Below are 16,812 nucleotides of genomic sequence, written 5' to 3'. Positions count from 1 at the left end.
AGCTTACGCCGACATCCGCGTCGTCAACGTACCGGCACCGGTGTACGCGCGGCGGCGCATCACCCTTTTCGTTGGAGCGTGCGGCGGGCCAGCAAAAACCACTCCTGCAAATCGTGCGAGCGAACGCAGACACCGATGCGACCCGCAGCACGCAACGCGGCTGCGGGCCGCGCTCGCTCAATGCAGATCGCTGCGATGGTCGCGCTGCGGCTTGGCGGCTCCACCCGCATGCACGTTGTACAGCGGCGGCACCTCCCGAACCCGAAGGCCTGGCGAGGGCTCGTCGTCGAGAGGTTGCGAGCTCACCTGCCGCATGATCGTGTGCGCGGCATCGGCGTCATTGAAGATGGTGGTGCCCGTGACAATCAGCGTGCCCAGCGCGAGCTCCCCGCCTTCACTGGCCATCAAGAGATCGCCTTGCGCCGTCAACTGATCGAGCAGCCGGTTCACTTCGTCGAGCTGATCGAGCGTCACGCCGAACGCATAATCGTGGTCTACGGACGCGCCCGGAGCGTCCGAGCCGACGGGGAACGCCGCATCCGAACTGCCGGCTTCATCGCCGTCCTCGGCTTCCTCCGTCGCAGCCGCCGTCCCGCTTGGCCTTTGCAAGGAGTTCGGCTCGGACACCTCATCCATCACCAACTGCACCTGCTCCGCCAGCATTTCGAAGTAACTAGACAGCGCCGGGGTATCGATCGGCGGCCCGCTTTCCTGCTCACCTATGCGGGGCTCCGACAGACGCGCCAGCAACTCAAGGTGCTGGTACAGCTTGCGCAGCCGCAGCCCACCATCCTCGGACAGCAGATAGGCAAACGCCCCATGATCTTCCGTCTCGAACTTCGCCATCATCGCCGCCTCATTCCATGAAGTGCCCGTCCGCCAGACGGAGGACGGGAAGTCGGGAGGTTCGAAACCGCTTAGAGCCGGCGGGCGTATTTCCCCGAAGGGTGTTGTATTAGCCGCCCTCCCGACGCAGACATCGCGTCGGTCCATGCCCGCGAACAAGCGCACGGGCACAAAAAACCCACCGGTTTGACGGAGGTGGGGACCGCTCTAAGAGGAGTTTCGACGCTCCTTAAAAACGAGTCTGCTACGGCCGCGCTCAAAGATCAAGTCACGCGAGAAACAACCGAAAGATCTGCTCGGTCGCAGCTCGCGATGCGCCTCACGTCAGGCCTCATCCGCAACAAGCTCTTCTGGCGGAACTTCCATTTGCAGTTGGAGCCAACGCTGCGCATCCGCGTTTCTCTGTTCGAGATCTTCTTCAATCGCCCGAGTTTCCCGGTACTGAGCGGCTTCCGCAGCCAGCGTCCACATTGCTTTGATTCCGGTGCTCTCGACGACATTACGAAGTTCTCCGATCGATACGCGGAAGAACTCCTTACGCGGATTGACCTTGTTGACCTGCGCCGTGACAAAGCTCTTATGCAGAACGTTCTCCAAGGCAGGCGCGTCGTCGGTCCATATCATGGCGTGAACATCGAAAGGAAACGGCACACTGGCGTCGCTCAGCTCGCGGACCCGATCCCAAGGCTCCAGTCGCCGCGTCATTCCGATCTTGAAGAAGTGCTCACCGAACGATCCGACATTGGAGATCACGTACACATGGCCAGCTTTCGTCTGCTGCGCCATCGAAAGCGCCCTTCGATTTCGAACTTCGGCCTCAGCGAGCTTCAACTGCAACTCAGCCAGTTGCTTCTCGAGCTGGACGCGCTGCGCCTCGCTGGCCTTAGCCACCTGCGCTTCGGCACGAGCGACGGCCTTCTGCAACGCGTCCTCTTCCTTGGCAGCCTCGCGAAGTGCACGCTCGATCTCACGCCGAGCACGTTCCTCCTCACGGATTTGCTCCCGGATTCGGCGCTGTTCGTCTCGCTCGCGCTCCTTCAGCGCAGTCGCTGCCGCCGCCCACTTCAACTCTGACAACCGGCTGTCACGAAACTCGGGTGTGATACGGGCTGCGCGGAATGCATTGCCATTGTGATTCACCAACGCAAACGCATCGTGGATCTGCTGTTCGAGCGTGCCTGCGTTGTCTGACTTCACTCGGCTAAGGATGGTGTCTACCTTTCCGTTGAAAGCGTCCAGTACGAATCGCACAGCGGTCTCGCGACGATTCCTCTCAACGTACTCGCAAACTGCCGCACGATCAGACTCGATCATGCTCCGGGTATTGGCACGAGCTTTCTTCAACTCTCGACCTGCCTCGTCAAAGCTCAGATCGTCTGCCAGTTCATCCAGCAAACTGTACGTGGGCCGTAGGTATCGGTCTCCATACCCCTCAATCACGTTCCGCATCGCGATCGCGGCTTGCTCGATCTTCTGGACGTCCTTCAATGCCCTATAAGCATCGCCCGCAATTTCATCGGCGCGCACCTCTGCGTCGATGATCAAACGAGCAGCGCGATCGTTTGCATCCTTGATCAGTGCTTCCGCCTTCTGCCGAGCCTCGGCGTTACCCTGACGGGCGACGCGTCGTAGCTCTTCAGATTCCCGACTTGCCTCGTCCCGAACTGACTGCGCATCTGCGAGCGCCTTGTCTCGAATATTGCCAGCCTCCTGTTCAGCGGCCGCGAGCGCCGCACTTGCCTCGCTGCGAAGTCGAGAAGCTTCAACTGAGGCATCCCGTACATCCCGAAAAATCTGCAGGCTGCTGTTCTCAGCCATCAGTGCTTCGTTGGCGAGTCGCCAAGCTGCCTCGGCAGACCTGTATCGAGCATCAACTTCTCGTGCAGACTGAGCGGCCTGTGCGGATTCACGCCTTCGCATCAGCATCAGAACTGCCAGAGCGATCAGAGCCAACAAGAACATCATCCATCCCATAAAACCTCCTTCCTCATTGGCGCGCTAAAGCGCTAGGGGCAGAGCAAACGCAAAACGTATCGGTCACAGCGTTTCGACCTAGCCGACGCGCTACCAAGCGAGGCACTCACATCTCCGGCGTGGAATGTCGCAGCACATCCATTGCGGCATCCGCCTTACGTTGTGACTCACGGACTTCTGCGGCCGTCGGCTTCGAACGCGTAGCGTGTTCGACGCAGCGATCGACGGTCATGCCTGTGCGAGGGTCGCGTTCGATACAGAAGTTGGGAACTGCAGGCACCGACGTAGCCACTGCCCGAGATGGCACCTTCGGTGGCGACGCTTCGTAACGCGCCGGCCCGACGACGGCAGATCGCTCGACGTTCTGGAGGCTCAGGTTCAAGTTCCGGCTCAGGCCTTGGATCACTTGATGTCCAACCAGCAAGAGGAAGCACAACGCTGCGAACTTAAGCAAAAGCGCCATGCCGGTGGCTTTGGCATACGACGTCGCGGCCTTACGGCCAGCAGGCACAGCGCGACTTAGTGCGGCATTCAGTAGGTGCTCGCCGACCTGGGCGGCCTGCGTGCCGACGGCGCGGGTTGCGGCAGGCGCTGCGTCCGGCAGTGGGCCGAGCATGGCGCGGAGTTCGTCGCCGTCGATCAGTTGCACATGCCCGTTGCGGGCGGCGGCTTCAATCGCGGCACGGGTGAACTCACCGCTGGTCACGACAATGGCCCCATCGGCCCTGGCGTTGACCATCACGCCGATCAGTTGATGCACGTCGTTGTGCGGCACCTTGTAGGCGTTCCAGTGCTTGACCTGCACCAGCAGCAGTCGCCCATTACGCCGCAACTCCAGATCGACACCGCCATCGAACCGGCCAACCGCCGCGCCCGTCCCCACGTGTGCGACCTGATAACCCGCGTGGCGATAGTGCGCGGCGAGCAGATGCTCCAGCCGGTCCCACCGCACCCCTGCCAGCGCATCGTCCCGACGATGCGCCACCCGCCTAAGCCCCTGTCGCATGCCGCCCCCTGACTGGCCTACGTTGCCGCTGGCGCGGCTTCATCTTAGACAAGTGAAACTTACCCCGTTTATTGACGACAATCAAACGCGACGCCGTTATCGCTCACATTTAAATATCAACATAATTCCGAATTGACTCAAGATCATCTACAGGACAGCGCTGCGCAAGGCGAAAGCCAATTGATGCGCTCGTCGAATTTATTTTAGATAAAGTTCTGGAACGAAGAAGAAGAAGCGGTAAAAGATAATCTTTTCCAGAAACTCCATCGGAAAATTTTGGCTTAGAAAGCGAAGCTGAGATTTCGCCAAAGGCACGATCAAAGAACCCAACCCCATGAACGATATCCACTCGATCACGAATTTCACTTACCACCCTATCTACCTTGACCTCATCCAGCAACGCCGAACCATCCCTAACAAAGTCCTTCACCGACCGACCAGTCGTTGGCAATTCCGGCGCAAATCGGTGAGAAACCGAGTAGGAGATAAAGAGCTTTTCCAGCAGCGGGGCAATAGCCGCAGCCCAAGAATCAAAATCAAGAAGCAGCCTCAGCTGCTCTTCATCTTTCCCGGAAATCTCGTCAAATAAAACAGAAACAATTGCGTTGTGATCAAAAAGAAAGTTTTCCACACAGTAACGAGGCAGTACAAATAATCTCTTTAATCGCACATAGCTATAACAGCTCCAGATGGAAAAATCTCCATCAACCACAAACACCCTCCTCCTACCCTCCTCATCCTGATCCTGCCAGCACTTGTCAATGAGAGCAGCCTTACCGCCAAGTGGAAATACTTGAGAGAGCCGAACCTGTCCACCTAAAGCACGCCCCAACAAGATAGAAATTATTTTTATTGTTGCATCGCACGTATCTTCAACATAAACGTCAATATCATTAATATGTTCATAGAATGCCGCCTTGGCGAACTTAGCATTCGCGCTCCTCTCAAGCATTTATTTAATCCCCAGATTAATCGATCTTGATTTCATTGACGATATTATTTCCGGCGAATGCGTCGCGAGCACCAGCTGTGCGTTAGGGCTGGCTCGAACCGCCCTTTCGACAAACATTTCCTGCCAACGAAGGTGAAGTGAAAGCTCTGGTTCGTCAATAATAAATACGTTACTACGCGCTCCAAATCGATTAAAAAACAGATGGCCAAATATCACTAGAAGCTGCTTTTCACCCGATGAAAGCCCTTCGATCCCCACCCTAACTTTATCAGGCCTTACAACTTTCAGAGCACCCACCTGATCGACCTCTATCTCTTTCCGCGTATCAGAAAGAAAAGAATTTATTGTGGTAATAAAGCTGTTTATCTGAGAATAAGCCTGCTCTGTTGATGACTTATGCTCATCGATTAATCTTATTAGCTGCTCAATCCGCTCAATCTGCGCTTTATTCGTCAGCATCTCGACTTCGAAACCACCAGAATCCGATTTCTTCCGAAAAAGCTTCTCTAAGCGACTAAAAAAGTCATTAAGCTGCTTGGTGACCTCAGGACCGCTAATACCCAAGTTCTCCAAGGCATGTCCAATTTCCTCACGCCTACCAAGAAGAACGCGAGAGTCGAAGTTCAGCATCCGTCCAAAGTCGTTAACTTCCGTGTACTTGAAGGCGGACAGCATTACTTCCCGACGAAGCCGGCCAGTCATAGTTTCCTGAGAGCGCCGAAATCTTCGGTAAGCCTCTTGCGCCAAGCTATGCACATCATAAATACCACCTCCGGCTGAATTCCGATAACCTCGACGATCCATCGGATTTCTTACGTGCCGCTGCCGCTCATAATCTAAGAATTCATCTTCACCCTCACCCGCCAGAAGCCTGCGGTCAAGGCCCAAGAACATTGGCGAAGTTAGTTTATGCAGATACTCAAAAACACGAGATGACATAAGCTTCGACCTAGTCATCTCCATAATGCTTCCAGAGCGCGATGAAGACGGTCGCAATGAATCAATCCTATCCACGTCTATTTCAGGCAGTTCAAGTGACTCATCAATCCCATCAACAGTAATTACAATTCCTTTCTTTCTCCTAACTTCAATATTACGCGTTCTACTCCCATCATCCAGCATAATATTTGCCGCTTCAAAAGATATTGAGTAAAGATCTTCAAAAGCAGGGCCAAGAATTGCATGAATTATTCTGAGCGCAGTGGTCTTTCCGCTACCATTGGGCCCCACTAGGAAGGTCACGTCCTCATTGAAATCCACCCTAATGGGCAGATACCCGAATGCTTTCGTAACCCTAAGCGATATCAGCTTCATTAACTCTCCGTTACCATATTAATTATCTCGCTGATGCTCTCCCGCCAACATAGATAGATCGAATCAGCTCGATCCCGGTAGCGACTTCGCCATAGCGTTCTCTAGGCAGGAACATTTCACTTCCACCAGAAGCAAAGCGCCGTGTTGCTTCTAATGCTCGCAGACCATAGACGCTTCTGGATCTTGCAGCGCTGGACCACAGTGCCTAAGACGCCCAGCAGGCCGCCCCGCTCGCTGATGGTCTCGAACTCCTCTATAGGCCGCCTCCTCCCCACGAGGCGGATGAGAGTGTCGACAGCGAAGCTGCCCGGCCCAGGGTTGGCAATGAAGTTTGCTCCCCGCTCTGGCCGATACGTATGAATGACGCACGCGTTCTTCCTTGGGCGTGGTGATGGTTAAGTCTAAAGTAAGAACTGTCTCAATGCGCCGCCGTAAAGGCATTTCCCTGAGACTGTCCGGCCCGGCCATCCCTGTCCGTTGAGGCTGCGCGCCGTAGCGTCGGGAGTCGATATCCCCATTGGAGTCCGCCATGACCCCACTCGACAAGCCCATCAAGCGCGAAGTGCAGATCGACGACGCGCCCTACGTGCTGACCATCGACCCGGACGGCCTGAAGCTGGTGCCCAAGGGCAAGCGCAATGGGCTGCTGCTGCGCTGGACCGATCTGGTTAGCGGCGACGCGGCGCTGGCGACGGCGTTGCGGGCGTCGTTGGAGGCTCGCTGAATGCGCAGGCGGCCCATCGGCTGTTGCTGATTGACCGAAGCGTTGCAGTGTGTAGGATACACATCCATGAAGAGCGGAGACCTCATCAAGGCGGTGGAAGCTGCGGGCTGGACGCTGGATCGGATCAGCGGTTCGCACCACATCTTCACCAAGCCGGGTCATTACCCCCTCTCGATCCCACACCCCAAGAAAGACCTCGGCCGGGGACTGGTGGCGAAACTGAAGAAGGCCGCAGGTATCTGAGGAGGCCCTATGCGCTATCCAATCGCAATCGAACCGGGCGATGACAGCACGGCGTTTGGCGTTGTCGTTCCCGATCTCCCCGGCTGTTTTTCGGCCGGCGACACCATCGACGACGCCATGACCCATGCTGAAGAGGCGATCCATCACTGGATCGAGGCCGCCATCGATCAGGGCATGGAGATTCCTGCCCCCTCCACAGTGGCGCGCTGGGCGAACGAGGACGATTACTCGGGCTGGACGTTCGGCTTCGTCAAGGTCGATCCCGCCGCGCTCGACGATCGAATCGAGCGGGTGAATATCAGTATTCCGCGCCGCGTGCTGCATCGGCTCGACGAGCGGGCCCGGGCGGCCGGCGAAAGCCGGTCGGGTTACATCGCCCGGATGGCGCTTGGCGCCCCCTGACGGGCAAGCACTCCGGCAAGTGAGCAGCCCCGCTTCGTGCGGGGCTTCTTTGTAAGACCTTCGAATGTCCCGCGACTCGTCCGTCTCGACGCCGCTGCGCGCATTGTCCGCCCGGCGCACTGCCATGGCGGGGCTGCCCCCTTTAGACCAACAGCGCGGCCAGCGATTGCACGCAACCAAAAACTGTGCCTAGACTGCCGGCGCGGATCGCGGCGCTTGTGGGGGAAGATGCGCAGACGCATCGGTTCGCGCTAGGACAGTAGGAACGCAACGGGTGTCGGTCTGTTCCGCGGTCGGTTTGCGGTCGTATCGGCGGTTTTCCCCGTTGTTCTCGATCTCATGACGACACAAGGAGACAGGATCATGAAGCGTTTCGTGCGTTCGGTGCTGCGTACCGGGTCTGGCCGCCAGAAGGCCGTGTGGAAGTACGCCTACCTCTGGCCGAATATCTATCTGGGCTGAGTCGCGCGTCGACACTGCGCCGCGCAGCTTCGTGCTGCGCGGCGTTTGTTTTATGGAGAAGGACATCCATGCTCGACAAGCTCCCCGTCGTGGGCCGATTCCTGGGCGGCCGCGTCGCCGACGACGCCGGTTGGCGGCGCATGGAGGCGTTGCTGCGCAAGTGCGAACGCCGCCCGGTCTACCGCGCCTGGATCGGTGATGTGGTGGTCTGCGATGCCGCGCTGGCGCGTCGGGCCTTGCTCGACAGCGACAACTGCCTGGCGCGCGAGCCGAGCGTGTGGCAGTTCGGCGACAAGCAGCGGGTGCCGGCCGCCACCGTCACCGAACTCAACCGCTGGCTGCACGGCGTCGCTGCCCGGCACGATGTCGATGCGGCAGCGCGTGTGGCGGTCGTGGCGCTCGCGGCGGCCTCGGGGGATCTGCATCGCGCTGCCCTGCTGGCGGCGCTCGATTCGGTCGCCAGCATGCTGGGCTTCGACTGCAATCCCGAACTGGCGGCCGCGGTCCGGGCGTACATCGGCGATGTCTTCCACGCCAAGCTCGTCGGCGGGCAACTCGATGCTGCCCAGCGTGCACGCGCCGAAGGACTGGCGTCGCGGGTCGCGGCGATGCTCACGACCTGCGATGCCGAGCTGCCGGCGGTGTTGCGCGCCGATGGTGTGCTGACGGGAGCCGCGCGCGGCGAGGTCTATCTGCACGCCGTGCTGTCGGTGGTCGGCGCGTCGGGCGTCATGCTGGCGTGGCTCGCGTGCGTGTTGCACATGGACGCGGTGGCCGGCATCGACACCTCCGCCGAGGCGCGTGCCCGTGTGTTCACTTGCAAGCCCGAGCATGTCGCACTGGAACTGCTGCGGCTGTGGCCGCCGGCCTCGGCGCATGGCCGGCGCGTGCTCAAGGACCATCAGGTCGGGCCGGTCAAGGCGCTGCGCGATGACGACCTGGTGATTCCGGTGTTCGTCCTGCATCGGCATCGTGACGCCTGGCCCGATGCACGCGCCTTCGCGCCACAGCGCTGGCAGGAGGACCCGCGGCCGGCGGCGTTCATGCCCTTTTCGGCGGGCCCCGGCGCGTGCATCGGCTCGCAGTTCGAGATCCGTTGGCTGGCGGCCGTGGTGCGGCACGCCGCGGCTCTGGGCAGCCTGCAACTCGTCCAGCTCGGCAGGTCGCCGTGCGCGAACACGATGTTCTCGCCGCCGCGATCCCAGCTCGAGGCGCCTTGAGCATCGCCGGCCTCCGAGGAGCGACGCGGTGATGCGCCCCGCTCTCGTCTAGCGCCGCACCGGCGCAGTATCCAACGCCTCGCACAGCCGGTTGCGGGTGTCCTCCAGCCCGGACTCGGTCCGATGGATGCGCACCGGGGCGCGGCCGTCGCGGCGGCCGAGGATGCGGCACACGGTGGCCTGCAGGGTTTCGGGGTCGTTGTCGAAGTCGCCGTGCCGGGTCGCCGCACTGCCGTCGGCGACGCTGGCGGGCGGCTCGCGGGCCGGGGACTGGATCCAGTCCAGCCGATCGGTGGCCAGCAGGTCGCGGATGCCCGAATGGGCCTCGATGAAGCGAGCCATGCCCAGCAATGGCGTGCCATGGCGATGCTCGCTGCGCACCCAACTGCGCGCACGCACCTCGAAGGCATGGGCCACGAGGTACAACAGGGACTTGTTGTAGATGCGTGCGCAATGGTCATCCTGCTCGGCACGGTCGGTCAGCGTGAACAGCGCGGCGTGGCCAATGCGTTCGTTCCGCAGCGCCGGCAGGAAGGTCTGCTCGAACAGGGCCATGGTCATCGCCGGCGCCCATAGCGTGAGGCTGGCGATGCGCTGGTCGATGCCCTGCATCGCGGCCGCCGGGCCGTCTTCGACGCGGCCGTCGCTGGTCAGCAGTTGCGCCAGCGGCGCCAGCAGCACGGCCCCGGCGCTGTGGCCGACCAGGTGCAGTTCGACGTCGGGGTCGGCCTGCATCCATTCGCCCAGGAGGCGGGCGACCTGGGCCGCGCCGCCGGCTTCGGTGATCGCATCGCCACTGCGCACAACGGCGTTGGTCGCCAGCAGGGCGTTCTCCTTCATCTCGTCCCACAGCGCCTTGCCGCCCAGGGCGCGGGCCAGCGGCTCGATGGTGTCGTCGACGCGGTCGAGCAGCAGGCCCTTGGCACGGTCCATCAGGCCCTCGGTGCGCGGGCGCACGGCATCGCGCAGCAGGTTGCCCAGCGTGCTCCAGAAGCCGGTCTTCCAGACGAAGCACAGCGGGTAGACCTGCTGCGGCAGCATCAGCTCGCGCAGGTCGGCGACGCGCTGGATGGCGGCCTCCTCGGGTACCAGGCCGCCGTGCGCATAGAGCGCGATGCGCTTCTTGGGCCAGTCGCGGGTGATGCGCGGCAGGTCGTCGCGCACGAGGTTGCGCACCGCCTCCTGGCCGGTGCCGAAGCGGCCGGTCGTGCGCAGGCGGCCGTCGTTCCCGAGGCCGACGATGTGCGGGCGCAGGTCGGCCTGGGCATAGCTGTTGGACTGGCGGGCCAGGAACGAATTGCTGGTGGCCGTGGCCTGGACGCGTTGCAGGCGCACCGGCACGGCCAGCCGCGCCACCCAGACGTCGGTGCCGCGCTGCAGCCACTCGTCGTAGCTCACCCAGCCGTAGCCGCGCCGGCCCCAACGCGTGCCCCAGGAGTTCTGCAGCCAGAAGCCGTCACGGTCGTAACCGACGATCGCGAACGCATGCCAGCCGGCGATCGGTTGCTCGGCCCACGTGATGACGCCGGTGGCCGGCGGCGCCAGCCAGCCGTCGTGCACGGCCGCCGAGGCGTAGAGCACGCCGGCCTCGGCAAAGGCGGCGTGCATCGCCACCAGGTCCTTGTGGTTGACGCGGTAGTAGGCGCCGAGCGGGTGCTCCTGCGCGGCCCGGGCGCGTTCCTCGGTGTAGACCTCGTGCAGCGGCCCGGGGCGGGCCGGCCAGCACTCTTCGGCGCAGACGCCGTGGCGGTGCCAGCCCTTCATCGCGCCCCGGCAGCTCGAGCCGGTGTAGTCCTCGCCCTCCCATTCGTCGTAGCGGCGTGCCATGTCGTAGAGCATGCGCGTGCTCACCCGCCGGGTGACCGGCTCGGGCCGGCGGCGGCGCAGCAGCGTGTGGGCCACGGTGGCCAGGCCGTAGGCGGTGCAGGCGCCGTCGCTGCGCTGGTCGAGCACGGGGACCTTCAGCGCGAGGAAGTGCGCGAGCGGCATCTCCGAGGGCACGTCGACCAGCGTGGGCTCGAACATGCGGTCGCGGAAGTCGGCGGTGTCGGGCCGGGCGTCGAACAGCCGCGGCGTCGCCGCTGTCGTCCGAGGCGCCTTGCCGGCGCGGGTCGTCGTGGTCGCCATGCTGCCTCCTGCGTGCCTGCGTCGAACGCGGCCGATGCCTGCCACCGGCCTTGGCGGATCCCCGGCTGCAGTGTGCACCGGTTGTGTGTCGCCGTCGCGGCAGCGTGCGCGAGGGCGGTCGCATCGGCCGCGACCGATCAGTCCTTGACCAGGCCGCCGTCGACGACGAGGTTCTGGCCGGTGACAGCACGCGCCCACGGCGAGGCGAAGAACAGCACCGCGTCGGCGAATTCGCCCGGCGTGGTCACGCGGCGCAACGGCGTGCTGGCCGCGATCAGGTCGAACACCGCCTCGGGGGTTGCGGCGCTCGCATCGGTGGTCCGCAGCAGGCCGCCGGAGAGCATGTTCACGGTGATGCCGTGCGGGCCGAGATCGGCGGCCATCGTGCGCGTGAGCGAGAGCAGCGCGGCCTTGGCGGCTGTGTAGTCGTGGTACGGCACGACCGGGTTCTGGAACAGGTTGGTGCCGATGTTGATCACACGCCCGAACCCACGCGCGCGCATGCCGGGCACGGCGGCCTGGAGGGTATTGAGCGCCCCGCGCACGCTGCCTTCGAACTGGGCAGAGAACCGCGTCCAATCGATCGACTCGCCGTGCGGGCGGGCATCGCCGTCGAACGCGAAATCGACGAGCGCGTTGTTGACCACGGTGGTCACCGGCGCACCGAACCGGACGCGCGCTTGCTCGAACAACGTGGCGACCTGCATGGGATCGGTGACATCGGCCCGCAGCGCCAGCGCGCGCTCGGGGCCGAATTCGTCCTGCAGCGCCTGCGCGGCCGCAGCGCTGCGGAAATGATTGACCACCACGCGCGCGCCCTGGCCCAGGAACGCGCGCACGATCGCGGCCCCCAGGCCGCGGGCGCCACCGGTGACGAGGACGATCTGGTCGGAGAGCGGGAGGGACATCGGCGGATCCATCAAGGCGAGAACAGTCGGCAAGCATGCCATTGCTGCGCGGTTTCAAGGCGTGCGCGAACCGTGCAGCGAAGAGCGAAAAGCCCCCCCATCCCAACCTTCCCCCGCAAGCGGGGGAAGGACTAGTCGTGCGCGCCTTAAGTAAGCCGCGGGTCGGCGCATTGTTCGTCCCAGCGCGCGGTAAGACGTCAGCGACGCCGCGTCGCATGGTCACCTCCCCCACGCGTGGGGGAGGTCGACACGCGCAGCGTGGCGGGTGGGGGCACGGGGCTGGCGCGATGACGTCTCCGCATCAATACGCGTGCGGGCAGAACGCCCCACGTCATGCGCCGTCCACGACTTATCTTTCCGGAGCCCCGGCTTCGCCCGTAGCCTCGGTATCCGCCGACACCCCCGCCCCGCCCGCCTCCCGCGTTGCCTGCGCCGCGATCTGCCCGTCGACCATCGCGTCGAACGGTGCGAGCAGCGCCTCGAAGCCGCCGCCAGGCTCGAGCAGGTCGAGCGCGGCGGCGATCGCCTCGACGGTTGCGAGGGCATGCGGTTCGCGGGCGCGGCGCACGCGATAACGCGAGCGCCGGTCCGGCGCGAGGGCCAGCCGCGGCAGCGCGGCGAGCGCAGGGTTCAGGCGCAGCAGGCGACGGGCGGTGCGCCAGGTGCCGTCCGGAACGACGAGCAGTGTCTGCGTGCCCTCGCCTGCCGCTGTCCAGGCCTCGGGATCGACGGCGGCCTCGCCCGGAAACAGCAGCAGCGCACGCACGCCGGGCGTCTCGAGCCAGGCCGGCAGTTCGGCGAAGCGCTCGCCCACCCACAGCGTGGCTTGGCGCAAGCCAAGCGCGGCCAGCCGCGCGGTGTTGAGCGGATGCGCGGCCTCGTCGGGATGCTGCAGTACGAGAACCCGGCTGCGACTGGGCAGATCAGGGATCCACGCACACAGGCAATGCGAGACCGGGCGCAGGCAGCGGGGGCAGCGGAGGCGGGCCATGGCGCGCGGTGCGGCGTCCGTGAAATGGTGGGCGGACGCGCCGCCTGCCATCTCAGTCGGGGATCGCCAGCGCCAGTGTCTCCTTGATTTCCTCCATTACGATGTAGCTGCGCGATTCGCGCACATGCGGCAGCGTCAGCAGGCTGTTGCCGAGCAGTTCGCGATAAGCGGCCATCTCCGGGATGCGGGCCTTGATCAGGTAGTCGAAATCGCCCGACATCAGGTGGCATTCGAGCACGTTGGGCACGCGCAGGGCCGCGCGGCGGAACTCCTCGAAGATGTCGGCCGACTTGTAGGCCAGGCCGATCTGCACGAACACCAGCAGGCCAGCCTTCAACCGCGCCGGATCGAGCCGGGCGTGGTAGCCCTGGATCACACCCTCGCGCTCGAGCCGGCGGACGCGTTCGGTGCACGGCGTCGTCGACAGGCCGACCCGTTCGCCGAGCTCGGTAAACGAGATGCGCGCATCCGCCTGCAGGATGCGCAGGATGCGCGCGTCGATGCGGTCGAGCGGGCGGCTGCGGGGGGTGCGCGGGACGGGCATGAAAACTCCGGGCAAGAGCGATGCGCGACAGGACAATCCGCCATGAACCACGCCTCAAAACAGCGGAATCGCCTATCGGGCCGCCACTATACTGCGCGGATTGCGTGCCGGTCGCGCCCTGCGTCGGCGAAATGTCTTGCGGAGTGGCGCACATGCGCGTGGTGGTGCTGGGGAGCGGTGTGATCGGCGTGACGAGCGCCTGGTATCTGGCGCGTGCCGGATTCGAGGTGACGGTGGTCGACCGGGCGCATGGTCCGGCCTGCGAGACCAGCCATGCCAACGCCGGACAGCTCTCGCCCGGCTATGCGTCGCCATGGGCGGCGCCGGGCGTGCCGTTCAAGGCGATCCGGTGGCTGATGCAACGTCACGCGCCGCTCGCGATCCGGCTCACCTCCGATCCCCAGCAGTATCTGTGGCTGGCGCAGATGCTGCGCAACTGCACTGCCGCGCGCTACGCGGTGAACAAGGAACGGATGGTGCGGCTGGCCGAGTACAGCCGCGACTGCCTGGACGCGCTGCGCGCCGAGACCGGCATCGCCTACGAGGAACGCCAGCTGGGGACGCTGCAGGTCTTCCGCACCCAGGCGCAGCTCGACCACGCCGGGCGCGACACCGCGGTGCTCGACCAGGCCGGCGTGCCCTACGAGCTGCTCGACCGCGCCGGCATCGCGCGCGTGGAACCGGCGTTGGCCAGCGTCGCCGACCGCCTGACCGGCGCGCTGCGCCTGCCCGACGACCAGACCGGCGACTGCCGGCTGTTCACCGAGCGGCTGACCGAACTGGCCCGGGACGCGGGCGTGACATTCCGCTTCGGGCAGACGATCGAGCGCATCGAGGGCAGCGGCGACCGGATCGACGGCGTGCGCATCGATGGCCGCCTGGAACGCTTCGACCGCTATGTCATGGCGCTGGGCAGTTGGTCGCCGGCCCTGCTGCGGCCCCTGGGCCTGGACGTGCCGGTGTATCCGCTCAAGGGCTATTCGCTGACGATCCCCATCCGCGACCCGGCGATGGCGCCGGTCTCCACGGTGCTCGACGAAAGCTACAAGGTCGCGATCACCCGCTTCGACACCCGCATCCGCGTCGGCGGCATGGCCGAGGTCGCCGGTTTCGACATGCGCCTGGATCCGCGCCGGCGCGCGACGCTGGAAAAAGTGGTCGGCGACCTGTACCCGCACGGCGGCGACCTCGCGGCAGCCGACTTCTGGACCGGCCTGCGACCGGCCACGCCCGACGGCACGCCGGTGGTCGGCGCCACCCGCTATCGCAACCTGTTCCTCAATACCGGGCACGGCACGCTGGGCTGGACGATGGCCTGCGGCTCGGGCCGCTACCTGGCCGACCTGATGGCGATGCAACCGACCGCGATCCGCGGCGACGGACTCGACCTCTCCCGCTACGGACACGCGCGGGACACTGCGTCGCGGTCGGACACGCGCAGCGTCGCAGGCGCGACAATGGCGCGCTGATTTCCCCCGCAGCAAGGACACCGCAATGCGCCCCGCTCGCGCGCTGATCGACCTCGACGCCCTGCGCCACAACTACCGACTCGCCCGCCGCCTCAGTGGCGGCAAGACCTTGGCGGTGATCAAGGCCGATGCCTACGGCCATGGCGCGGTGCGCTGCGCGCAGGCACTGTCGAGCGACGCCGACGGGTTCGCGGTCGCGTTCCTCGAAGAAGCGCTGGCGTTGCGCGAAGCCGGCATCACCGCGCCGATCCTGCTGCTGGAGGGCGTGCTCGCCGCCGACGAGCTGCCGCTGGTCGCGAAGCACGATCTATGGATGGTCGTCCACGCGTCCTGGCAGGTCGAGGCACTCGCGCGCACCTCGCTGCCGCGGCCGCTGGACGTGTGGCTCAAGCTCGACTCGGGCATGCATCGGGTCGGCATCGATCCGGCCGCCTATGCCGCCACCTGGCAGCAGCTGCACGCCCTGCCGCAGGTCGGCCGCCTGGTGAAGATGACCCACTTCTCGCGCGCCGACGAACCCGACCAGCGGCGCACGCGTGAGCAGATCGCGACGTTCGCCGCGGTCACCGCCGGCCTGCCGGGCGAGACCAGCCTGTGCAACTCCCCCGCCCTGCTCGCCTGGCCGCAGGCACGCGGCGACTGGGCGCGTGCGGGGCTGATGCTGTATGGCGCGTCGCCGTTCGCGCCCGGCCATCCGGCCGCGGCGCAGCTGCAGCCGGTGATGACGCTCGAATCGCAGGTCATCGCCGTGCGCGAGCTGCCAGCCGGCGAGCCCGTGGGCTACGGCGGCACGTTCGTCACACCGCAGCCCACGCGTGTGGGCGTGGTGGCAATGGGCTATGCGGACGGCTATCCGCAGTTCGCCGTCGCCGGCACGCCGGTCGCGATCGACGGGCGGCCGGGCCGGCTGATCGGCCGAGTGTCGATGGACATGCTCACCGTCGACCTGACCGAGCATCCGCAAGCCGGCGTCGGCAGTCGTGTCGAACTGTGGGGCCGCCAGGTCCCGGCCGGCGAGGTCGTCGCGCGCAGCCAGACGAGTGCGTACCGGCTGCTGTGCGGCGTCAAGCGCGTGCCGCTGGTGTCGATCGCGGAACGCTGACGGCGCTTGCCCCCACCCGGCGCGCGCTGCGCGCCGACCTCCCCCGCGAGCGGGGGAGGTGATTCCGCGCTTGGCCCCTTCCCCCGTTTTTTACGGAGGAAGGCTGGGATGGGGGCCGCGTTCCGCGACAAGCACTTACCCCCACCCGGCGCCTTCGGCACCGACCTCCCCTCGAGCGGAGGAGGTGATTCCGCGCATCCTCTCAGGCGGTCGAGGTGTTCTCGTGCAATGAAGGCTTTTGGCCCCTTCCCCCGTTTTTACGGGGGAAGGCTGGGATGGGGGCCCTGTCCGCGACAAGCGCTTGCCCCCACCCGGCGCGCAGTGCGCACCGACCTCCCCGCGAGCGGGGGAGGTGATTCCGCGCACCGCCTCAGGCGGGGATGTGTTTTCGCGCGATGAGGGCTTTTGGCCCCTTCCCCCGTTTTTTACGGGGGAAGGCTGGGATGGGGGCCGCGTTCCGCGACAAGCGCTTGCCCCCACCCGGCGCGCGGTGCGCACAGACCTCCCCACGAGCGGGGGAGGTGATTC

The 16,812-nt window shown here is 64.5% G+C and carries 15 protein-coding genes; 6 read left to right on the top strand and 9 right to left on the bottom strand.

What is annotated here, in order from left to right:
* Positions 1–177 precede the first annotated feature (177 nt).
* The 5 genes from ABE488_RS15705 to ABE488_RS15685 all read right to left on the bottom strand — a co-directional run bounded on the left by ABE488_RS15705 (position 178) and on the right by ABE488_RS15685 (position 6,092).
* Entirely contained in the window at positions 178–849 is a 672-nt protein-coding gene (locus tag ABE488_RS15705) for a hypothetical protein (protein ID WP_346449351.1), read from the bottom strand.
* 321 nt (positions 850–1,170) lie between these two features.
* Positions 1,171–2,820 carry a DUF4041 domain-containing protein gene (locus tag ABE488_RS15700; RefSeq protein ID WP_346449349.1) on the bottom strand — a complete coding sequence of 550 codons (1,650 nt, stop codon included), beginning with the start codon at positions 2,818–2,820 and terminating at the stop codon, positions 1,171–1,173.
* Between the two features lie 106 nt (positions 2,821–2,926).
* Positions 2,927–3,826, bottom strand: a complete 900-nt coding sequence (locus tag ABE488_RS15695; RefSeq protein ID WP_346449347.1) for a restriction endonuclease — start codon at positions 3,824–3,826, stop codon at positions 2,927–2,929.
* 109 nt (positions 3,827–3,935) lie between these two features.
* The gene (locus tag ABE488_RS15690) at positions 3,936–4,778 is read right to left on the bottom strand and encodes a DUF4435 domain-containing protein (protein ID WP_346449346.1); all 843 of its coding nucleotides are present in this window, start codon (positions 4,776–4,778) and stop codon (positions 3,936–3,938) included.
* On the bottom strand, positions 4,779–6,092 hold the full coding sequence (locus tag ABE488_RS15685) for an AAA family ATPase (RefSeq protein ID WP_346449344.1): 1,314 nt from the start codon (positions 6,090–6,092) through the stop codon (positions 4,779–4,781). It lies immediately after the preceding gene.
* A gap of 529 nt (positions 6,093–6,621) precedes the next feature.
* On the opposite strand from ABE488_RS15685, the gene ABE488_RS15680 reads away from it, so the two are divergent.
* The 4 genes from ABE488_RS15680 (at position 6,622) to ABE488_RS15665 (ending at position 9,143) form a co-directional block, all read left to right on the top strand.
* Complete coding sequence (locus tag ABE488_RS15680) at positions 6,622–6,816, top strand: hypothetical protein (protein WP_346449342.1); 195 nt, start codon at positions 6,622–6,624, stop codon at positions 6,814–6,816.
* Positions 6,817–6,882: 66 nt separating this feature from the next.
* A complete protein-coding gene (locus ABE488_RS15675; RefSeq protein WP_082132466.1) occupies positions 6,883–7,059 on the top strand; it encodes a type II toxin-antitoxin system HicA family toxin in 177 nt (58 codons plus the stop codon).
* A 9-nt stretch (positions 7,060–7,068) separates the two neighbouring features.
* Complete coding sequence (locus tag ABE488_RS15670) at positions 7,069–7,461, top strand: type II toxin-antitoxin system HicB family antitoxin (RefSeq protein WP_346449340.1); 393 nt, start codon at positions 7,069–7,071, stop codon at positions 7,459–7,461.
* Positions 7,462–7,991: 530 nt separating this feature from the next.
* On the top strand, positions 7,992–9,143 hold the full coding sequence (locus ABE488_RS15665; RefSeq protein ID WP_346449338.1) for a cytochrome P450: 1,152 nt from the start codon (positions 7,992–7,994) through the stop codon (positions 9,141–9,143).
* Positions 9,144–9,191: 48 nt separating this feature from the next.
* Here ABE488_RS15665 and ABE488_RS15660 read toward each other — a convergent pair whose 3' ends face one another.
* The 4 genes from ABE488_RS15660 to ABE488_RS15645 all read right to left on the bottom strand — a co-directional run bounded on the left by ABE488_RS15660 (position 9,192) and on the right by ABE488_RS15645 (position 13,713).
* The gene (locus ABE488_RS15660) at positions 9,192–11,270 is read right to left on the bottom strand and encodes a C1 family peptidase (protein ID WP_346449336.1); all 2,079 of its coding nucleotides are present in this window, start codon (positions 11,268–11,270) and stop codon (positions 9,192–9,194) included.
* A gap of 137 nt (positions 11,271–11,407) precedes the next feature.
* A complete protein-coding gene (locus tag ABE488_RS15655) occupies positions 11,408–12,190 on the bottom strand; it encodes a 3-oxoacyl-ACP reductase (RefSeq protein ID WP_346449393.1) in 783 nt (260 codons plus the stop codon).
* Positions 12,191–12,527: 337 nt separating this feature from the next.
* On the bottom strand, positions 12,528–13,220 hold the full coding sequence (locus ABE488_RS15650) for a DTW domain-containing protein (protein ID WP_346449334.1): 693 nt from the start codon (positions 13,218–13,220) through the stop codon (positions 12,528–12,530).
* Between the two features lies 1 nt (position 13,221).
* Positions 13,222–13,713 (bottom strand): Lrp/AsnC ligand binding domain-containing protein, encoded by a 492-nt coding sequence (locus tag ABE488_RS15645; RefSeq protein ID WP_346449333.1) that lies wholly within the window; start codon positions 13,711–13,713, stop codon positions 13,222–13,224.
* Positions 13,714–13,865: 152 nt separating this feature from the next.
* Here ABE488_RS15645 and ABE488_RS15640 point away from each other — a divergent pair, with 152 nt between their 5' ends.
* Positions 13,866–15,182 (top strand): D-amino acid dehydrogenase, encoded by a 1,317-nt coding sequence (locus ABE488_RS15640; protein ID WP_346449331.1) that lies wholly within the window; start codon positions 13,866–13,868, stop codon positions 15,180–15,182.
* A 25-nt stretch (positions 15,183–15,207) separates the two neighbouring features.
* Positions 15,208–16,284, top strand: coding sequence for an alanine racemase (gene alr / locus ABE488_RS15635; RefSeq protein WP_346449330.1), 1,077 nt, complete (start codon positions 15,208–15,210; stop codon positions 16,282–16,284).
* The last annotated feature ends 528 nt before the right edge of the window (positions 16,285–16,812 follow it).

The organism is Luteimonas sp. TWI662 (assembly GCF_039673825.1).
Taxonomy (GTDB): Bacteria; Pseudomonadota; Gammaproteobacteria; order Xanthomonadales; family Xanthomonadaceae; genus Luteimonas.
The sequence above is the reverse complement of the archived record's forward strand: the minus strand, read 5'-3'. Positions and strand labels throughout refer to the sequence as shown.

Coding starts and splice junctions, on each gene's coding strand:
- ABE488_RS15705 (WP_346449351.1), bottom strand. CDS start 849: ATGATGGCGAAGTTCGAGACGGAAGATCATGGGGCGTTTGCCTATCTG.
- ABE488_RS15700 (WP_346449349.1), bottom strand. CDS start 2,820: ATGGGATGGATGATGTTCTTGTTGGCTCTGATCGCTCTGGCAGTTCTG.
- ABE488_RS15695 (WP_346449347.1), bottom strand. CDS start 3,826: ATGCGACAGGGGCTTAGGCGGGTGGCGCATCGTCGGGACGATGCGCTG.
- ABE488_RS15690 (WP_346449346.1), bottom strand. CDS start 4,778: ATGCTTGAGAGGAGCGCGAATGCTAAGTTCGCCAAGGCGGCATTCTAT.
- ABE488_RS15685 (WP_346449344.1), bottom strand. CDS start 6,092: ATGAAGCTGATATCGCTTAGGGTTACGAAAGCATTCGGGTATCTGCCC.
- ABE488_RS15680 (WP_346449342.1), top strand. CDS start 6,622: ATGACCCCACTCGACAAGCCCATCAAGCGCGAAGTGCAGATCGACGAC.
- ABE488_RS15675 (WP_082132466.1), top strand. CDS start 6,883: ATGAAGAGCGGAGACCTCATCAAGGCGGTGGAAGCTGCGGGCTGGACG.
- ABE488_RS15670 (WP_346449340.1), top strand. CDS start 7,069: ATGCGCTATCCAATCGCAATCGAACCGGGCGATGACAGCACGGCGTTT.
- ABE488_RS15665 (WP_346449338.1), top strand. CDS start 7,992: ATGCTCGACAAGCTCCCCGTCGTGGGCCGATTCCTGGGCGGCCGCGTC.
- ABE488_RS15660 (WP_346449336.1), bottom strand. CDS start 11,270: ATGGCGACCACGACGACCCGCGCCGGCAAGGCGCCTCGGACGACAGCG.
- ABE488_RS15655 (WP_346449393.1), bottom strand. CDS start 12,190: ATGGATCCGCCGATGTCCCTCCCGCTCTCCGACCAGATCGTCCTCGTC.
- ABE488_RS15650 (WP_346449334.1), bottom strand. CDS start 13,220: ATGGCAGGCGGCGCGTCCGCCCACCATTTCACGGACGCCGCACCGCGC.
- ABE488_RS15645 (WP_346449333.1), bottom strand. CDS start 13,713: ATGCCCGTCCCGCGCACCCCCCGCAGCCGCCCGCTCGACCGCATCGAC.
- ABE488_RS15640 (WP_346449331.1), top strand. CDS start 13,866: ATGCGCGTGGTGGTGCTGGGGAGCGGTGTGATCGGCGTGACGAGCGCC.
- alr (WP_346449330.1), top strand. CDS start 15,208: ATGCGCCCCGCTCGCGCGCTGATCGACCTCGACGCCCTGCGCCACAAC.